Annotated in this window: 12 protein-coding genes; 8 read left to right on the forward strand and 4 right to left on the reverse strand. The window is 71.8% G+C overall.

Annotation, left to right across the window (positions count from 1 at the left end; translation table 11 throughout):
* The first annotated feature begins 231 nt into the window (after nucleotides 1–231).
* The 3 genes from SY2F82_RS03430 (at nucleotide 232) to pepN (ending at nucleotide 7,593) form a co-directional block, all read left to right on the forward strand.
* Nucleotides 232–3,531, forward strand: coding sequence for a S8 family serine peptidase (locus SY2F82_RS03430; RefSeq protein WP_200417402.1), 3,300 nt, complete (start codon nucleotides 232–234; stop codon nucleotides 3,529–3,531).
* Nucleotides 3,532–3,864: 333 nt separating this feature from the next.
* Nucleotides 3,865–4,881: an aspartate-semialdehyde dehydrogenase gene (locus SY2F82_RS03435; protein ID WP_200417403.1), complete on the forward strand. Its 1,017-nt coding sequence runs from the start codon at nucleotides 3,865–3,867 to the stop codon at nucleotides 4,879–4,881.
* Between the two features lie 132 nt (nucleotides 4,882–5,013).
* Nucleotides 5,014–7,593, forward strand: coding sequence for an aminopeptidase N (gene pepN, locus SY2F82_RS03440; protein ID WP_200417404.1), 2,580 nt, complete (start codon nucleotides 5,014–5,016; stop codon nucleotides 7,591–7,593).
* 115 nt (nucleotides 7,594–7,708) lie between these two features.
* Here pepN and SY2F82_RS03445 read toward each other — a convergent pair whose 3' ends face one another.
* Complete coding sequence (locus SY2F82_RS03445) at nucleotides 7,709–9,196, reverse strand: FAD-dependent monooxygenase (RefSeq protein WP_200417405.1); 1,488 nt, start codon at nucleotides 9,194–9,196, stop codon at nucleotides 7,709–7,711.
* 100 nt (nucleotides 9,197–9,296) lie between these two features.
* On the opposite strand from SY2F82_RS03445, the gene SY2F82_RS03450 reads away from it, so the two are divergent.
* The gene (locus SY2F82_RS03450) at nucleotides 9,297–9,869 is read left to right on the forward strand and encodes a TetR family transcriptional regulator (RefSeq protein ID WP_200417406.1); all 573 of its coding nucleotides are present in this window, start codon (nucleotides 9,297–9,299) and stop codon (nucleotides 9,867–9,869) included.
* 121 nt (nucleotides 9,870–9,990) lie between these two features.
* On the opposite strand, the gene SY2F82_RS03455 is transcribed toward SY2F82_RS03450, so the two are convergent.
* The 3 genes from SY2F82_RS03455 to SY2F82_RS03465 form a co-directional block, all read right to left on the reverse strand.
* Nucleotides 9,991–10,230: a hypothetical protein gene (locus tag SY2F82_RS03455; protein ID WP_200417407.1), complete on the reverse strand. Its 240-nt coding sequence runs from the start codon at nucleotides 10,228–10,230 to the stop codon at nucleotides 9,991–9,993.
* A 184-nt stretch (nucleotides 10,231–10,414) separates the two neighbouring features.
* Nucleotides 10,415–12,490 carry a 4-alpha-glucanotransferase gene (gene malQ, locus SY2F82_RS03460; protein ID WP_200417408.1) on the reverse strand — a complete coding sequence of 692 codons (2,076 nt, stop codon included), beginning with the start codon at nucleotides 12,488–12,490 and terminating at the stop codon, nucleotides 10,415–10,417.
* The gene (locus SY2F82_RS03465; RefSeq protein WP_103842593.1) at nucleotides 12,491–12,730 is read right to left on the reverse strand and encodes a hypothetical protein; all 240 of its coding nucleotides are present in this window, start codon (nucleotides 12,728–12,730) and stop codon (nucleotides 12,491–12,493) included.
* Between the two features lie 301 nt (nucleotides 12,731–13,031).
* Here SY2F82_RS03465 and SY2F82_RS03470 point away from each other — a divergent pair, with 301 nt between their 5' ends.
* The 4 genes from SY2F82_RS03470 to SY2F82_RS03485 all read left to right on the forward strand — a co-directional run bounded on the left by SY2F82_RS03470 (nucleotide 13,032) and on the right by SY2F82_RS03485 (nucleotide 16,175).
* Complete coding sequence (locus SY2F82_RS03470; RefSeq protein ID WP_200417409.1) at nucleotides 13,032–13,466, forward strand: hypothetical protein; 435 nt, start codon at nucleotides 13,032–13,034, stop codon at nucleotides 13,464–13,466.
* An 86-nt stretch (nucleotides 13,467–13,552) separates the two neighbouring features.
* Nucleotides 13,553–14,857, forward strand: a complete 1,305-nt coding sequence (locus SY2F82_RS03475; protein ID WP_200417410.1) for a hypothetical protein — start codon at nucleotides 13,553–13,555, stop codon at nucleotides 14,855–14,857.
* Nucleotides 14,854–15,441 carry a hypothetical protein gene (locus tag SY2F82_RS03480; protein ID WP_200417411.1) on the forward strand — a complete coding sequence of 196 codons (588 nt, stop codon included), beginning with the start codon at nucleotides 14,854–14,856 and terminating at the stop codon, nucleotides 15,439–15,441. The genes SY2F82_RS03475 and SY2F82_RS03480 overlap by 4 nt, the downstream gene beginning before the upstream one ends.
* The gene (locus SY2F82_RS03485) at nucleotides 15,438–16,175 is read left to right on the forward strand and encodes an ATP-binding cassette domain-containing protein (RefSeq protein ID WP_200417412.1); all 738 of its coding nucleotides are present in this window, start codon (nucleotides 15,438–15,440) and stop codon (nucleotides 16,173–16,175) included. The genes SY2F82_RS03480 and SY2F82_RS03485 overlap by 4 nt, the downstream gene beginning before the upstream one ends.
* Nucleotides 16,176–16,181 lie beyond the last annotated feature (6 nt).

Here is a 16,181-nt window from a genome sequence, read left to right on the forward strand (position 1 = left end):
GCACAGTCGGCTCATAGGTATGTCCCGTCCTGCTCCTGTACGTCCCCGATGACGCATGGCGGGATTACGCCATGCGTCCACCCCGCCTCGGTCAACTCTCCCCAAACATCTGTCGCTTGGGTAAAGCTGAGCGGTCACCCGGACCCGACATCCGGACGACTGCGGTCAGGACCGATCCACTGTCGGATTCCGGCCGCACCGCCCACGTTCCTTTACCTACAAGGGATGCCGATGACCACCGACCCTCACCGCGCCCCGACATCGGGCGCGAGACGCGTGGCCCGCGCCGCCGTGACCGCCGGTCTCGTGGCCGCGCTCTCCGCGGCCGGGCCCATACCCCTGGCCTTCTCCGCGGACCACCCGACGACCGATGCCGACCCCGCCGTGAAGTCCGCGAGCGCCAAGCTCGGTTCGGACGACGCGGACCTGCTCGCCGAGGCCAAGGCCGACGGCGCCAAGAACGTCACCATGATGGTCGCGACCGCGCCCGGGCAGACCGAGCAGGTCGCCAAGGAGCTGGACGCGGTCAAGGGCGGCTCCGTGGGCCGCGCCTACGACAAGCTCGGCTACGTCCGCGCCACCGTCCCGACGGCCGAGGCGGACTCGGCGATCGCGGCCGCCGAGAAGCTGTCCTCCGTGCACGCCATCGACCTGAAGCGGGAGATCCCGCTCGACGACCCGTCGCCGAGCGCGGACGGCGTCAAGTCCGGGGCGAACAGCGCCACTTATCCGGCCCCCGGCAAGAACACCCCGGCCAGGAACCCGTACAACCCGTCCTTCGAGACGGGTGCCGTCGACTTCGTGCAGGAGCACCCGAAGGCGGACGGCCGCGGCATCACCATCGGCATCCTCGACTCGGGCGTGGACCTCGGCCACCCGGCGCTGCAGAAGACCACCACCGGCGAGCGGAAGATCGTCGACTGGGTGACCTCGACGGACCCGATCGTCGACAGCGACGCGACCTGGCGCCCCATGGTGACGACGGTCTCCGGCCCCTCCTTCACCTACGGCGGCCAGAGCTGGAAGGCCCCGGCGGGCTCGTACGGGATCAGCTCCTTCAAGGAGTCCGCGACCACCGGCGGCGACGAGAAGGGCGACCTCAACCGCGACGGCGACACCACCGACAGCTGGGGCGTCCTGTACGACCCGGCGGCCGGCACGGTCACCGTCGACCTGAACAACGACCACGACTTCACCGACGACACGCCGATGAAGCCGTACAAGGACGGCTTCCAGGTCGGCTACTTCGGCACCGACGACCCGAAGACGGACGTCGTCGAGCGGGTGCCGTTCGTCGTGCAGATCCGCAAGGACGTCCCGATGGACCCCTACGGCGGGTCCTGGGTCGGCAAGAAGGCCGACTTCGTCAACATCGGCGTCATCGAGTCCGAGCACGGCACCCACGTCGCCGGCATCACCGCCGCCAACGGCCTGTTCGGCGGCACGATGAACGGCGCCGCCCCGGGCGCCAAGATCGTCTCCTCCCGTGCCTGCACCTGGACCGGCGGCTGCACCAACGTCGCGCTCACCGAGGGCATGATCGACCTCGTCGTCAACCGCGGCGTCGACATCGTCAACATGTCCATCGGCGGCCTGCCGGCGCTCAACGACGGCAACAACGCGCGCGCCGAGCTGTACACGCGCCTGATCGACACCTACGGCGTCCAGCTGGTGATCTCCGCGGGCAACTCCGGCCCCGGCGCCAACACCATCGGCGACCCCGGCCTCGCGGACAAGGTGATCTCGGTCGGCGCGGCCATCTCCAAGGAGACCTGGGCCGCCAACTACGGCTCGGTGGTGGAGAAGAAGTACCAGATGATGCCCTTCTCCTCGCGCGGCCCGCGCGAGGACGGCGGCTTCACACCGACGCTCGTCGCGCCCGGCGCCGCGATCAACACCACCCAGACCTGGCTGCCGGGCTCCCCGGTCACCGAGGCGGGCTACTCGCTTCCGGCCGGCTACTCCATGCTCCAGGGCACCTCGATGGCTTCCCCGCAGGCCGCGGGCGCGAGCGCGCTGCTGCTGTCCGCCGCCGAGCAGAAGGGCATCGACCTCACACCCGCGAAGCTGCGCACCGCGCTGACCTCGACCGCCGACCACATCAAGGGTGTGCAGGCGTACGAGGAGGGTGCGGGCCGCATCAACATCGTCGACGCCTGGGACGCGATCCGCGACGACGCGACCTCCCACGACTACACCGTGAAGGCCCCGGTCGACACCGCGATCGACTACGCGCTGAAGACCCCCGGCTTCGGCACCGGCCTGTACGACCGCGAGGGCGGCCTCAAGGCGGGCGAGAAGAAGACGTACGACATCACCGTCACCCGCACCTCCGGCCCCGACACGCCGGTCTGGCACACGCTGCGCTTCGAGAACAACGCGGGTGACACCTTCCGCCTCCTCGGCTCGCCCCTGGTGAAGCTGCCGCTGAACCAGCCGGTGACCGTGAAGGTCCAGGCCGCGCCGCGCTCGGCGGGCATCAAGAGCGCGATCCTCGAGGTCGACGACCCGTTCACCGAGGGTGTCGACAAGCAGATCCTCACCACCGTCGTGGTGTCGACCCCCGTCAAGTACACCTACTCGGCGCCGGGTTCGGTGCAGCGCAACAGCACCCGGTCGTACTTCCTGACCGTGCCCGAGGGCGCGAAGTCGCTGGAGGTGGCGATCGGCGGGCTGAAGGACAAGAGCCAGACCCGGTTCATCGCGATCCACCCGTACGGCACTCCGGTCGACAACACCTCGACGCCGTACTGCTACAACAACTACCTCGACGGCAACGGCTGCAAGCCCGACGTGCGCTCGTACGCGGACCCGCAGGCCGGTGTCTGGGAGATCGAGGTCGAGTCGCGCCGCACCTCGCCGCTGCTCGACAACCCCTACACACTGGACGTCACCGTCCTCGGCGCGGCGTTCGACCCTGAGACCGTGACCGTGCCCGAGGCCAAGGTCGGCACCCCGGCCGCCGCCTCCTGGAAGGTGACCAACAAGTTCGCCGCGCTCGACGGCAAGCTGGTCGGCGGCCCGCTCGGCTCGTCCAAGACGGCCCGGCCGACCATCAAGAACGGCGAGACGCAGACCACCACCGTCGAGGTGCCCGCCGGTGCCACCTCGCTGGACGTCGCGATCGGCAACGTGTCCGACACAGCCGCCGACCTCGACCTGACGGTCTACGACGCGAGCGGCAAGCAGGTCGCACAGTCCGCCGACGGCGACTCGGAGGAGTCGGTGCACATCGGCTCGCCGGCCGCCGGGACGTACACCATCCAGGTGGCGGGCTACTCGGTCCCGTCCGGCTCGACCGCGTACGACTACCGGGACGTGTTCTTCTCCCCCGCGCTCGGTTCCGTCACGGTCGACGGCTCGGCCCCGGTCAAGCTCGGCACGGGCGACTCCGCGACGGTGTCCGGCACGGTCACCGCGGCCGCTCCGGCACCCGAGGGCCGGGAGTTCTTCGGCCAGGTCCAGCTGGTGAACGCGCGCGGCACGGTCGCGGGCACCGGCAGCGTGAAGATCGAGAAGGTCACGCCGTAGGGCTTCCTACGGCTGTGGGGGCGGGCGTCCATGGGGCGCCCGCCCCCTTTCTCGTCCGCCCGGCCGATGGGGCGTACATCACATCGTCGTGTGCGCCGGACGGGGCGGGGGCAGGCACGGGGCAGCACAGCTTGCGGTGCGGGACCCCCGTCGGCTGAATTTATGCAGCTCAGCGGGATGGACGCCGCAGTTCCGCAACCGCCGGCCGGGCCGTCGCGTCCCATTCCTCGGGCACGCCGTACAAAGAATTGGACAGGCGGGCCGGGGTCGGCCGCATGATGGAAAAGCCTCGGTCAGGCAACACGCACGCAAAGATCACGAGAGGGAGTCGCCGTGAGGGTCGGAATCGTCGGAGCGACCGGTCAGGTCGGCACGGTCATGCGCAGGATCCTCGCGGAGCGCGACTTCCCGGTCACCGAGCTGCGCCTGTTCGCCTCGGCCCGTTCGGCGGGGACCATCCTCGACGGCGTGACGGTGGAGGACGCGGCGACGGCCGACTACACCGGCCTGGACATCGTGCTGTTCTCGGCGGGCGGCGCGACCTCCAGGGCGCTGGCCGAGAAGGTCGCCTCGCAGGGCGCCGTCGTGATCGACAACTCCTCCGCATGGCGCAAGGACCCGGACGTGCCGCTGGTGGTCTCCGAGGTGAACCCGCACGCGGTGGTGAACCGGCCGAAGGGCATCATCGCCAACCCGAACTGCACGACGATGGCCGCGATGCCGGTGCTCAAGCCGCTGCACGAGGAGGCGGGGCTCGAGGCGCTGGTCGTCGCCACCTACCAGGCGGTGTCCGGCTCGGGCCTCGCGGGCGTGGCGGAGCTGCACGGACAGGCGCAGAAGGTGGTCGCCGAGGCCGACAAGCTGACCCACGACGGTGAGGCGGTCGACTTCCCCGAGCCGCAGGTCTACAAGCGCCCCATCGCCTTCAACGTCGTCCCCTTCGCGGGCAACCTCGTCGACGACGGCCTGAACGAGACCGACGAGGAGCAGAAGCTCCGCAACGAGTCCCGCAAGATCCTCGAGATCCCCGCTCTGAAGGTCTCCGGCACCTGCGTGCGCGTCCCGGTGTTCTCCGGCCACTCCCTCCAGGTCAACGCCCGCTTCACGCGTCCCCTGTCGGTGGAGCGTGCGACGGAGCTGCTGGCCGGCGCGCCGGGCGTGGCCCTCTCCGACATCCCGACCCCGCTGCAGGCGGCCGGCAAGGACCCGTCGTACGTGGGCCGCATCCGCCGCGACGAGACGGTCGAGAACGGCCTGGCCCTGTTCGTCTCCAACGACAACCTCCGCAAGGGCGCGGCCCTGAACGCGGTGCAGATCGCCGAGCTGGTGGCGGCGGAGCTGAAGAAGTAGGGAAAACCCTCACGCCGAGATGGGGCGCGCACCGCTGCCGGTGCGCGCCCCTTGCTGTGCGTCCGGTCATCGCTTGGCACGGCGGTGACGTGGAAGGATGACGGAACCGACACACCACGAGGAGATGACCGCGTGCCTGGCACAAACCTGACTCGCGAAGAGGCGCAGCAGCGGGCGAAGCTGCTCACCGTTGACTCGTACGAGATCGATCTCGACCTCTCCGGCGCGCAGGAGGGCGGCACCTACCGGTCCGTGACCACGGTGCGCTTCGACTCCGCGGAGAACGGCGCGGAGTCCTTCATCGACCTGGTGGCCCCGACCGTCCACGAGGTCACTCTCAACGGCGACTCCCTCGACCCCGCCGACGTCTTCAAGGACTCGCGGATCACCCTGCCCGGGCTACTGGAGGGCCGCAACATCCTCCGCGTCGTCGCCGACTGCGCCTACACCAACACCGGCGAGGGCCTGCACCGCTTCGTCGACCCCGTCGACAACCAGGCCTACCTCTACACCCAGTTCGAGGTGCCCGACGCCCGGCGGGTGTTCGCCTCCTTCGAGCAGCCGGACCTGAAGGCCACCTTCCAGTTCACTGTGAAGGCGCCCAGCGGCTGGACCGTCATTTCCAACTCGCCCACCCCCGAGCCCAAGGACGACGTCTGGGTCTTCGAGCCGACGCCGCGGATCTCGACGTATGTCACCGCGCTGATCGTCGGCCCGTACCACTCCGTGCACAGCGTGTACGAGAAGGACGGCCAGAGCGTCCCGCTCGGCATCTACTGCCGGCCCTCCCTCGCCGAGTACCTCGACTCGGACGCGATCTTCGAGGTGACCCGGCAGGGCTTCGAGTGGTTCCAGGAGAAGTTCGACTTCCCGTACCCGTTCAAGAAGTACGACCAGCTCTTCGTGCCGGAGTTCAACGCGGGCGCGATGGAGAACGCGGGCGCGGTCACCCTGCGCGACCAGTATGTGTTCCGCTCCAAGGTGACGGACGCGGCGTACGAGGCCCGGGCCGCCACGATCCTGCACGAGCTGGCCCACATGTGGTTCGGCGACCTGGTGACCATGGAGTGGTGGAACGACCTGTGGCTGAACGAGTCGTTCGCCACCTACGCCGAGGCCGCCTGCCAGGCGCTCCACCCGAATTCCCGGTGGCCGCACTCCTGGACCACGTTCGCCAACCAGATGAAGACGTGGGCGTACCGGCAGGACCAGCTGCCCTCCACGCACCCGATCATGGCCGAGATCAACGACCTGGACGACGTCCTGGTCAACTTCGACGGCATCACGTACGCCAAGGGCGCCAGCGTCCTCAAGCAGCTCGTCGCCTACGTCGGCATGGACGCGTTCTTCCGCGGCGTGCAGGCGTACTTCAAGCGGCACGCATACGGCAACACGCGCCTGTCGGACCTGCTGGGCGCCCTGGAGGAGACCTCCGGCCGGGACCTGAAGACGTGGTCCAAGAAGTGGCTGGAGACCGCGGGCATCAACATCCTGCGGCCTGAGGTCGAGACGGACGAGCACGGCGTCATCACGTCCTTCGCGATCCGCCAGGAGGCCCCCGCCCTGCCCGCCGGCGCCAAGGGCGAGCCGATCCTGCGCCCGCACCGCATCGCCATCGGCCTGTACGGCCTCGACGAGGACAGCGGCAAGCTGCTGCGCGACGAGGACGGCCGCATCGAGGTGGACATCGACGGCGAGCTGACCGCCGTGCCGCAGCTGACCGGCCGGCACCGCCCGGACGTGATCCTGCTCAACGACGACGACCTGTCGTACGCCAAGGTGCGCCTGGACGAGAAGTCGCTGGCCTTCGTCACCGAGCACCTGGGCGACTTCGAGTCGTCGCTGCCGCGCGCCCTGTGCTGGGCCTCCGCCTGGGACATGACCCGGGACGCGGAGCTGGCGACCCGGGACTACCTCTCGCTCGTCCTGTCCGGCATCGCCAAGGAGTCCGACATCGGTGTCGTGCAGTCGCTGCACCGCCAGGTGAAGCTGGCGATCGACCTGTACGCCGACCCGTCCGCGCGTGAGGCGCTGCTGACCCGGTGGACGGACGCGACCCTGGCCCATCTGCGCGCCGCCGAGCCGGGCAGCGACCACCAGCTCGCCTGGGCGCGCGCCTTCGCGGCGACCGCCCGCACCCCGGAGCAGCTGGACCTGCTGGAGGCGCTGCTCGACGGCTCGCAGTCGGTGGAGGGCCTGGTCGTGGACACCGAGCTGCGCTGGGCGTTCGTGGAGCGGCTCGCCGCGGTGGGCCGCTTCGACGAGGCGGAGATCGCGGGCGAGCTGGAGCGCGACAAGACGGCGGCCGGTGAGCGGCACGCGGCCACCGCCCGGGCCGCCCGCCCGACCGCGGAGGCCAAGGCCGAGGCGTGGGCGTCGGTCGTGGAGTCCGACAAGCTGCCGAACGCCGTGCAGGAGGCGGTGATCGCGGGCTTCGTCGAGACCGACCAGCGGGAGCTGCTCGCCCCGTACACGGAGAAGTACTTCGAGGTGGTCAGGGACATCTGGGACTCCCGCTCGCACGAGATGGCCCAGCAGATCGTGGTCGGTCTCTACCCGTCCATCCAGGTGTCCGAGGACACGCTGGCGAAGACCGACGCCTGGCTGGCCTCCGCCGAACCGCCTCCGGCTCTGCGCCGCCTGGTCTCGGAGGCCCGCGCGGGCATCGAACGGGCACTGAAGGCCCAGGCGGCGGACGCGGCCGCCGCCTGATCGCACGCGGAAGGGGCGCCCGGCTCGTGCGGGGCGCCCCTTTTTCAGTGGCCGGGGTTTCGGTGGCCGGGTTTCCGGTGGCCGCGGCGGCCGGTCGGTTCGCTCGCCGGTACGGTCATCCCCGGCCCGTCCAACTCAGCAGCGCGGCCTCGATCTGGGCGGCGTCGGGCGCCTCGGCGGCCCAGGCGACATAGCCGTCCGGCCGTACCAGCACGGTCGTGTGCCGTTCGCCCGCCCAGTGCTCCACGGCCAGCCGGTCCTTGCGGCCGGCCGCGTCGTACGGGCCCGGGGTGACCAGCACGAACCGGCCGCCCCGCAGGGCCTCGTAGAGCCGGCCGCCGGTGAGGGCCACGTCCGGGATGCGCCTGCCGGTCAAGGGGTGAGCCCCGCGGGGAGCGGCGTAGGCGTAGCCGATGCCGGTGACCTGGCCCGTCACGCGCCGCCGGAGGGGGCCGACGTGGGTGACGGCGGCGGCGAGCACGGTGCGCAGTGCGAGGGTCCAGGGGCGCTTGGCCATGGCGAGGCGCACGATGCCGCCGCTGCTGCGCAGCACCGACCTGCCGACGGGATGCCGCTCGGACTGGTAGGTGTCCAGGAGGGCGGGGTCGGCGTGGCCGCGCAGGACGGCGGCGAGCTTCCAGGAGAGGTTCGCGGCGTCCTGCAGACCGGTGTTCATGCCCTGCCCGCCGGCCGGGGTGTGCACATGCGCGGCGTCCCCGGCGAGGAAGACACGGCCGACGCGGTAGGCGGGCGCCTGGCGCTCGTCGCTGTGGAAGCGGGACATCCAGCGCGCGTCGCGCATGCCGTAGTCGCGGCCGAGCGCGAGGCGGACGGTCTCGCGGACCTCGTCGAGGTCGAGCGGCGCGCTGTCGGGAACGTCGCGGCCGCGCTGCCAGGCGATGACCCGGTGGTAGCCGTCGCCGAACGGCGCGATGAAGGCGAAGGCGTCACCGACGGCGTTGGCGGTCAGGGTGTGCTCGGGCCGCTCGTCGAGGAGGACGTCGGCGAGGACGACGGAACGGATGACGGACCTGCCCGGGAAGGACAGGCCGATCGAGGTGCGTACGGCACTGCGGAGACCGTCGGCGCCCACGGCGTAGGCGGCGCGCAGTTGGCCGGGCCCGCCGTCGGGGCGGCGGACGTGCAGCGTCACGCCGTCGGCGTCCTGGCCGACGCCGGTGACCTCGGTCTCGTGCAGGAACCGCACCCCGGCGTCGGCCGCGCGCCGCTCCAGCGCCTTCTCGACCTCGTACTGGGGCAGGACGAGCAGGTGGCGGAAGCGGGAGGGGAGGGTGTCGAGCCGGATCGAGAGCCCGCCGAAGAGCCGGATGTCGGAGAGCGGCTGTCCCTTGGCCTCGAGGTCGTCGGCGAGATCGCGGGCGTCGAGTTGCTCCAGGGTGCGGGCGTGCAGGACGAAGGCGCGGGAGAGGTTGCTGATCTTGTGGGGGCGCTTCTCGACGAGGGTGACGGGGACGCCGGCGGTGGCGAGGTCACCGGCGAGGAGGAGACCCGTGGGGCCGGAGCCGACGACGAGGACGCCGGTGGGGGTGGTTTCGCCGTCGCCGGGAGCGGTGGTGACGGTGGTGCGGGGCGTCTGTGCCATGGCTGCCTCCTGATGCCAACGCGTGTAGGCCAACGCTCGTTGGCCAACATATGTTGACCAACACTGGACGGTCAACACCTGTTGGCCTACGTTTGTTGGCATGTCCGAAAAGCCACCACCCCGCCGCTCCGACGCCACCCGCGGCGCGATCCTCGCCGCCGCCCGGGAGCGCTTCGCCTCCGACGGCTACGAGCGCACCACCATCCGCGCGATCGCCAGGGACGCGCGGATCGACCCGTCCATGGTGATGCGCTACTACGGCTCCAAGGAGGGCCTCTTCGACGCGGTGCTCGACGTCGATCTGCGCCTGCCCGACCTGAGGGGAGTGCCCCGCCACGATGTGGGCGTGGTCCTGGTGAACCACTTCCTCACCCTCTGGGAGGAGAACCACGACGCGCTCACCGCGCTGCTGCGCGTCGGCGTCACCAACCCGGCGGGAGCCCGGCGGCTCCAGGAGATCTTCCGCGACCAGCTGCTGCCGGTCGCGCGGCAGACCTGCCCCGACCCCGAGCAGTCACCCACCCGGGCCGGGCTCGCCGCCTCGCAGGTCGTCGGGATGGCGTTCGCCCGGTACGTCCTGAAGATCCCGCCGGCCGTCGCCCTCACCCGCGAGGAGGTGGTGGCGTGGCTGGCCCCTACGCTGCGGCGCTACCTCACCGCACCGCATCCGTAGACCCGAAGGTGTGGAGAACGACGGTAGGCCCGCGGAGCCGCGGGCCTACGAACACGCCGAGGGAGCCCACGCACCCGCCCGGTGCGCGGACTCCCTCGGCGGACAGTCGATTGTGTGGGCGTCAGCCCTGCTTGGTCTCCTTGCGGGTCTTGTCGGTCACCATGACCAGGCCCGCGATGACCAGGAACAGGACGATGGGCGCCGCCACGAACAACCCCAGCGTGTCGGCCACGCTCAGGCCCTTGCCGGGGTCGTCGCCGTCGTCGCGGGTCAGCGCGAGCGCGGGGGACGACATGAGCAGCATCATCAGCGTCGTACCGGCGGCCAGGGCGCCGGCGCGCAGGGCGTTCTTCTTGTCCACGGTGCAAAAGTAGCGAACGCCCGAACGGCCCGCGCGCCCGGGGTGGCCGTATCGGGCCGCCGAGGTCCCGTCCCGGTCACCGGGGCGCCGTACCGGGGCCGCCGAGGTCCCGTCCCGGTCACCGGGGCGCCGTCCCGGGGCCGCCGAGTGCCGCACCGGGGCCGCCCGCGGTGCCGTACCGCGCCTATCGGCCCCGTACCACGTCCATCAGCGCATACAGCCGCGGCGAGGCCGCCAGGTCCTCCAGTGTCACCGGGCGTCCCTGCGCGTCCGCGATCGGCAGGCGCCAGTTCGGGTACTGGTCCCAGGTGCCCGGCAGGTTCTGCGGGCGGCGGTCGCCCACCGCGTCGGGCAGCCAGACGCCGACCAGCCGGGCGGGGGTGCGCAGCAGGAAGCGGTGGACGGCCTGGATCTCCCTCTCCTCCGACACCGCCGAGTTCCCCCCGCTGCCCCCTTCCAGCAGGCCGAGCCGCGACAGCAGGGCGAGCCACTGGCCGGTCTCGGCGGCGGCTTCGGCGCGCTCCTCGGCCAGGGGGCGGGTGAGCAGGCCGAGGCGGTCGCGCAGTTCGACGTGCTCCCCGCTGAGCCGGGCGGCGGTGGGCGGCAGGTCGTGGGTGGTGGCGGTGGCCAGGCAGTCGGCGCGCCAGCGTTCGGGCGGCAGCGGCTGCCCGTCGCCCTCCCAGTCCCGTTCGAACCACAGGACGGACGTGCCGAGCACCCCGCGCTCGTGCAGCGTCTCGCGCACCCCGGGCTCCACCGTCCCGAGGTCCTCGCCGATGACCAGCGCCCCGGCGCGCGAGGCCTCCAGTACCAGGACGGCGAGCATGGCCTCGGCGTCGTAGCGGACGTAGGTGCCCTCGGTGGGCGGCTGCCCCTGCGGCACCCACCACAGCCGGAACAGGCCCATGACGTGGTCGATGCGCAGGGCGCCCGCGTGCCGCAGCAGGGCGCGCAGCAGTCGGCGGTAGGGGGCGTAGCCGGAGGCGGCGAGCCGGTCGGGGCGCCAGGGTGGAAGGCCCCAGTCCTGGCCGCGCGGGTTGAAGGCGTCCGGCGGGGCGCCCACCGACATCCCGGACGCCAGGTACTCCTGCTGGGCCCAGGCGTCGGCACCGCCCGGATGCACGCCGACCGCGAGGTCGTGGATCAGCCCGATCGGCATTCCGGCGTCGCGGGCGGTGCGCTGGGCGGTGGCGAGCTGGGCGTCGGTGAGCCAGGCGAGCCGGCTGTGGAAGTCGACGCGGTCCATCAGCGCGGCCCGGGCGCGGCCGATCGCGGCCGAGCGGGGGTCGCGCAGCCGGGTGGGCCAGCTGTGCCAGTCGGGGCCGTAGAGCTCGGCGAGCGCGCACCAGGTGGCGTGGTCCTCCAGCTCCCGGCCCTGCTCGGCGAGGAAGTCGGCGTAGGCGGCGCGCCGTCCGGGCCCCAGCGGGACGGCGTGCACGAGCTCCAGCGCCTCGCGTTTGAGCTCCCACACGGCATCGCGGTCGATCAACTCGCCCTTGTCGAGAACGGATTCACGCAGCCGCGCGGCGCGCTCCAGCAGCGTCCGGATGCGGGAGCGGTCCTCGGCGTAGGGGAACTCGGGGATGTCCTCGACGCGCAGGTGCACGGGGTCCGGGTAGCGGCGGGAGGAGGGGCGGTAGGGGGACGGGTCGGTGGGAGCGCCGGGTACGGCCGCATGCAACGGGTTGACCTGCACGAACCCCGCGCCGAGCGCACGTCCGGCCCAGGCGGTGAGCTCGGCCAGGTCGCCGAGGTCGCCCATGCCCCAGGAGCGGCGGGAGAGCAGGGAGTAGAGCTGGACGAGCAGTCCGTGGGAGCGCCCCGGCGGCGCGGGCAGCCGGGCGGGGGCGGCGATGAGGTGGGCCTCGGCCGTGCGGCCGTCGGCGGCGGTGACGTGGAGGGTGTGGACGCCGGGCGGGAGGTCGTCGGCGGAGGCGCGCGTCTCGCCCTGTTCCGTCTCGACGCGCACCCGGGTGCCGGCCGGGAGGGCGGCGAGTGCGGCGGGCGGCTCGCCGCCCCAGCCGACCACGGTCGGGGGCAGCAGCCGTTCCCGCAGCTCTCTTTCACGGGCGGCCAGGGCGTCGCCCACGGCGTCCGGGGTGCTCGCGTCCACGCCGAGCGCGGTGAGGGCGGCGGAGACCGCGGTGTCCGAGGCCGTGACCGTACGGTCCGGCGAGGGGCGGTAGGAGGTGGCGACGCCGTGCAGCGCGGCGAGCCGGAACAGGGGCGTGTCGTCGCGCGCGGGGTCCGCCGGTGTCATCTAGTACCCCATGGGGTCCGGGCCGGCGGCCAGAGGCTCACTCGTCAGGGGGGCGACGTCGGCGAGCGGGGGTTCGCTGGTGAGGGGCTCGGCGTCGGGCAGCGGCGGCTCGCTGGTCAGCGGCGCCTGGGTGCGGGCGCCCTCCGCGCTGAGGACGCCGATCGGGGCCCGGGGGGCGGCGGACGGTTCCGCGCGACGTTTGGACAGGGTCGGGAGCGGATGGTGTGCCGGTGCGGCCACGGGGGCCTCCTTGTCGTCGTGCGACGTTCTGCGGGTGAGTGCAGCCCTACCCAGTGGGCGCGTGCGCAGACGTGTGAGGACGGACAACGTGGGTCTGGTCACACAACGTACTGCCGCGCCGCCTCCCCGGGTCGCCGACACCCCACGGAAAGGTAAAAGGCAAGAAAACGAACGTTGTTGACAAGGTGAAGAAGTTAAGTGATCTTTAGGGGCCCCTCCGGACCCTGCCCGGTCCGAAGGGGCCAGGAGGCGCATCCGCCTCCGGAGCACATGATCCGCAACCTGGTGAGGAGTAACAGACATGCGTTCCGTGACCACCATACGCCGGGCGGCTCTGGCCGCCGCCGCCGTGGCTTCCCTCGGCCTGATCAACGCGCCCTCGGCCGCCGCCAACTGGACCAGCTACATCAGCAGCTGGACCGACGGCAACGAGTCCCGCCGCTGGGCGGACGAGAGCTACTCGCAGGTCCAGTTCACCAACTGCTTCGCCCAGTACGGCACCCAGGACTCGGTCGTCGTCAAGATGTGGCAGGACAAGCCGCTGGCGACCGACCCGAGCTACGGCAGCAAGACGTTCACCAACTGCTTCAAGGGCTCGGGCTACACCAGCAACGGCGAGTGGACCGGCCTGCCGTCGGGTGACTTCTACTTCGAGGCGGACAAGATCGCCCAGGGCGGCTCCTGCTGTCTGCTCAACGTCAGCACCGTCTACGTCGACACCACCCAGGCGGACTGACCGGCCGACCACCCGAGGAGGGGAGGGGCGTTCACCGGCCACCACCCGGGGAGCGCCCCTCCCCCGCCCCCCACCCGAGGACATCCGTGAGACTTCGCACGCGGCTGCGCGCCAGCAGCGCCTTGTGGGCCTTCCCCGTCGCGATCGCGCTGGCCCTCTTCTACTACTACGAGGTCACCGCCGGCCCGATCTCCGCGTCGAGCTACGCCTACGCCCCGACCCTGGTCGCCTACCCGCTGGCGTCCATGTACCCGTTCGCCTACGCCCTGGCCGCCGCCCTGGGCGCCTGGGAGAGCGGGCGTCTGACTCAGGGCGCCGTCTGGCAGCTCGCCCCGGCCCGCTCCCGCTACCGGATAGCCGCCGATGCGCTCGGGCCCGTGGTCGCCGTGGCCTGGCTGTTGCTGCTCCTTCCGGTGACCATGGCCTTCGCCCAGGAAGGTGCGACGCCCACCCTCGTGAGCCTGCGGCCGCTGCTGATGGCCATGCTCGTGTGCGTCGCGCACTCGGTGATCGGCTTCGCCGTGGGACTGCGGACGAAGCCCGTCTTCGCGGCTCCCGTCCTGGCCGTGGCGGTCTGGCTGCTGGTGGCGACATCGGTCACCCTCGACACGTTCTGGTGGCGCCAGATCAGCGGCCAGTACCCCGCGACCCTGGGCTTCGGCGAAGCCGCGACCTGGACCTCCATGCTCGCCCAGTCCCTGCCGACCTGCGGTCTGGCACTGGCGGTCGCGCTCCTGTGGTCGTCCTGGTCCGCGCTGCGCCGGCCCGCGCTGCGCGGGGCACTCGCCGTCTGTCTCGCGGGCGCCTGTGCGGTGAGCGCCTTCTGCATCACCCGGGACTGGGGCCCCGTGCCCCCCTTGGCAAAGGGTGAGGTCGCCATGTCGTGCACGGGCACGGCGCCGCAGGTCTGCATGCCGGAGGTGACGGCGGACGACCTGGACGCCGTGCACACCGACGTGGCGAGCGCCCTCAAGGACCTGGCCGCCGCAGGCATCACGCGGACCCCTCCGCAGCTGGTCACCGACACGCTCGCCGACGGACCCGACCACCCGGCCTCCACCGGGAGCACCTGGCGGGTGGGGCTGACCAAGGGTGCCAAGCGCGGAACGGTCCGCTACCAGATCGTGCGCAGCGCGATCACCTTCCCCTGCCGCCGGCCCGACCTCGCCACCACCCGGGTCGTGGTCGGATGGGCGGCCGAGCGGACCGGTGAGTCGAAGACGTTCGAGAAGCTCCTGGCGCAGGACCCGTTCTACGGCACCGAGCAGCGCTCCGCGCTCCAGCGGCAGGTGCGTGCCGTGCTCGGCAAGCCCGGGCCGGAGCAGACCCGCTGGTACCGCCGGCAGCTGACCGCGGCGTGCGCGAAGGCCGAGAACGGAGGGGCCGCATGATCTGGTGGCTCAAGGCGCGCCAGGCCCACGTGGTGCTTCCCGCGAGCCTCGCCGGACTGGCCGCACTGACGCTCGTCTTCCAGGACACGACGGCCCTGCTGCCGTCGATCAGCCTGTCGGGCGGCACCCAGACCCAGGTGATGACCTTCGTCGCGATCGTGCCGGTCGCCGCGGTGGCACGCTGTCTGGACTCCCGGCTCCCGGCGCCGGAGGGCTCGGGGATCCGGCCGGTACGACGGCTGGACACCCTGCTGGTCCTCTCGGTCGTCGCGGCCTCGTTGCTCGTCGGCTTCGCGATCGGCGCCCTCACGGGCTCCTCCGCCGCCTGGGCCGTGGGCCGCAACACGGCCTTCCTCACCGGTCTGATGCTCTGCTTCCACGCCCTGGTCGGCACGCCCGCCGTCATGGTGCCGGTCGCCTGGGTCATGGCCGTCGTCCTGGTGGGCTTCCGCACCTTCACGGACCCGTACTTCTGGGCGATCGTCCCGGAACCGCTCGGCGCTCCGCACGCCGCGATCGCCGCCGTCCTGGCCCTCGCCGCCGGCATCGCCGCCCAGCTCCGCTCCCCTAGGAATCAGCCATGACCCTGGTACTCGCCGACTGCACCTACTCCTACGGGCGGCGCAAGAGGCCCGTGCTCAGCGACTTCAGCTACGAACTGCCCGGCGGCCTGACCATCCTGCTGGGCCCCAACGGCGCGGGGAAGTCGACGCTGCTGAAGATGTCCGCCTCCGTCGTCGTCCCGGAGTCGGGCTCGGTCTCCTTCGGCAGGCTGCGCGCCGGCAGCAAGGAGTTCCGCAAGGCCGTCGCCTGGATGCCGCAGACCATCACCCCGCTCGCCTCCCTGACTGCACGGGAGTACGTCGCCTACATCGGCTGGCTCAAGGGGATGAACCGCGGCGACGCCTGGTCGCAGGCGCGCCGGGCGCTGCAGCGCGTCGAGCTGTCCGACAAGGCCGACGAGCGCACCACCCGCCTCTCCGGCGGCCAGCTGCGCAGGGTGGGGGTGGCGGCGGCCCTGGTGCACGACGCCAGGGTGCTCCTGCTGGACGAGCCGACGGCCGGCATGGACCCGCGTCAGCGCCGGGTCTTCCGGGACATCCTCGCCGGTCTGAGGGAGGACGTGCGCGTGCTCATGTCCACGCACGATGTCGCGGACCTCGCCGAGGAGGCCGACCACGTCACCGTTCTGGAGGCCGGCCGGATCCTGCACTCCGGCACCACCGAGTCCTTCCTCGCCCACACCCCGGCCGACGTCCCCCAGGGACGTGCCGCGGAGGGCGCGTACACCGCTCTCCTGGGCCACGGGGAGCCGTAGGCCAGG

The sequence above is a fragment of the Streptomyces sp. Y2F8-2 genome, from assembly GCF_014905555.1.
GTDB classification, from domain to species: Bacteria; Actinomycetota; Actinomycetes; order Streptomycetales; family Streptomycetaceae; genus Streptomyces; species Streptomyces cynarae.

Excerpts from the sequence above, each read along its gene's own strand:
- SY2F82_RS03450 (WP_200417406.1), top strand. The coding sequence starts at position 9,297 with ATGTCCGAAAAGCCACCACCCCGCCGCTCCGACGCCACCCGCGGCGCG.
- SY2F82_RS03445 (WP_200417405.1), bottom strand. The coding sequence starts at position 9,196 with ATGGCACAGACGCCCCGCACCACCGTCACCACCGCTCCCGGCGACGGC.
- SY2F82_RS03480 (WP_200417411.1), top strand. The coding sequence starts at position 14,854 with ATGATCTGGTGGCTCAAGGCGCGCCAGGCCCACGTGGTGCTTCCCGCG.
- SY2F82_RS03430 (WP_200417402.1), top strand. The coding sequence starts at position 232 with ATGACCACCGACCCTCACCGCGCCCCGACATCGGGCGCGAGACGCGTG.
- malQ (WP_200417408.1), bottom strand. The coding sequence starts at position 12,490 with ATGACACCGGCGGACCCCGCGCGCGACGACACGCCCCTGTTCCGGCTC.
- SY2F82_RS03485 (WP_200417412.1), top strand. The coding sequence starts at position 15,438 with ATGACCCTGGTACTCGCCGACTGCACCTACTCCTACGGGCGGCGCAAG.
- SY2F82_RS03470 (WP_200417409.1), top strand. The coding sequence starts at position 13,032 with ATGCGTTCCGTGACCACCATACGCCGGGCGGCTCTGGCCGCCGCCGCC.